Origin of the sequence: Rhodococcus sp. R1101 (genome assembly GCF_000278445.1) — a bacterium.
Classification (GTDB): Bacteria; Actinomycetota; Actinomycetes; order Mycobacteriales; family Mycobacteriaceae; genus Rhodococcus; species Rhodococcus gordoniae.
Genome location: NZ_AJVB01000641.1, coordinates 1 through 1,801 on the forward strand (window position 1 = coordinate 1; position 1,801 = coordinate 1,801).

Consider the following 1,801-nt stretch of genomic DNA (forward strand, 5'->3'; position numbering starts at 1 on the left):
CCCGAGCCGGGACCCGGCGGCTACGACCTCGCCCGGCTCGGCGACTCCGTCGATCCGCACCCGGCCCGCCCGTTTCCACCCGACGACGAGATCGTGCTGAACGACGCACACGAGATGTTCTGGTCGCTCTCGTTCGCAGCCCGGTCACTCGTATGGGACCGCATCGGCGGCTTCTGCACCGCGTACCGGGGGTACGGCGGGGAGGACACCGATTTCGGTCAGAAGGCCGCGCGCGCCGGAGTCCCCATGGCATGGGTCGGGGGCGCCCACGCCTTCCACCAGCACCACCCGGTGTCGAATCCGCCGGTCGAGCATCTCGACGACATTCTCGTCAATGCCACACTGTTCCAGCAGCGTTGGGGCTGGTGGCCGATGCGGGGATGGCTCGACGAATTCGAGCGGACGGGACTCGTCTCCTTCGACCCCGACACGCAGCGGTGGACGAAGGTGCGGACGACCGGCCCGTGAGAACTTTTCGTGCCGTGTGCTAATTTCGGCACCGTCATTGCGACGACGCACGAGGAAGCCGGTGTGATTCCGGCGCGGTCCCGCCACTGTGACCGGTAGAGCGATCTCCGGGAGCCAGATACTCACGTCGCCGTACCTCCTTGCCCGGGGCGGACTTCCCCGAGAGAGGGTGTAATCGCCATGCGTGTACGCGCAGCCTTTCCGACGCTCCTTGTCGCGCTGACCTCCGCAAGTCTTCTGCTCGCCGGGTGTTCGCCGGCCACATCCGACACCGAGAACGCTGCCTCGGACGGGTGTATCACCGACTTCGACCCCTCGGTCGACTATTTTCCCGACAAGTCCGAGATCGTCGACGCCGAGAACTTCTCGATCACCTACGAGAAGAGCTACCAGGTGCTTACCGTCGACGAGCCGTTCACGGGTGCACAGTCTGAGTCGTACGTGCTGGTCAAGTGCGGTGCACCTGCCCCGGAGCTGTCGGGCGATCTGGCCACGGCCCAGCAGATCCAGGTGCCGATCACGAGCCTGTACTCCGGCTCGACCACCCATCTGCCACTGGTGACCGCGCTCGACGAGCTCGATGTGCTCACCGGCGTCTCGAACAGTTCGTATGTCTCCGACACCACCGTGATCGAACGCATCGAGTCCGGTGACATCGCCGAATACGCGGCGGGCGGCACGATCGACACCGAAGCCGTCGTGCTGGCCGCGCCCGACGTGGTGATGACCGGCGGCACCGACGACCCCGCCTACACGCAGCTGCGCGAGGCCGGGATCGGCGTGGTCGCCAACGCCGAATGGCTCGAGGCATCGCCGTTGGGGCGGGCCGAGTGGATCAAGGTCGTGGCTGCACTGACCGGCAAGGAGGCCCGGGCCGCCGAGGTCTACGACGGTATCCGCGACCGGTATCTCGACGTCGCGGCGAAGGCCGCGGGCGCCGAGACCGTGCCCGTGCTGCTCGGCGGGATGTCGCAGGGCACCTGGTACATGTCCTCCGGCGGCAGTTACATGGGCCGGTTGTTCAGCGATGCCGGTGCCCGCTGGCCGTGGCAGGACGTAACGACCACCGGCTCGCTTCCCCTCGACTTCGAAACCGTGGTCGCGCAGGCCGCCGACGCTCCGACCTGGCTCGTGGTCGACAACAACTGGACCTCCATCGGTGATGCCCTCGCCGACGACGAACGCTACGGATCGCTCGCCGCGGTCGACACCGGCCGGGTCTGGAACGCGAACAAGGCACTCGGACCGAACGGCGGCAACGACTTCTACGAGCGCGGCGTACTGCGTCCCGATCTGATCCTGGCGGATCTCGTCGCGATCCTGCATCCCGAGC

The 1,801-nt window shown here is 67.0% G+C and carries 2 protein-coding genes and 1 riboswitch; both genes read left to right on the forward strand.

The features are described 5' to 3' along the window. Positions 1-468, forward strand: a 468-nt coding sequence (locus R1101_RS0122675) for a glycosyltransferase family 2 protein (protein WP_016935493.1), incomplete at its 5' end; no start/stop codon positions are given. An 18-nt stretch (positions 469-486) separates the two neighbouring features. Further along, positions 487-608, forward strand: a riboswitch (cobalamin riboswitch). A gap of 40 nt (positions 609-648) precedes the next feature. Then, positions 649-1,801: ABC transporter substrate-binding protein (locus R1101_RS0122680; protein ID WP_016935494.1), on the forward strand; the 1,153-nt coding region annotated here is incomplete at its 3' end.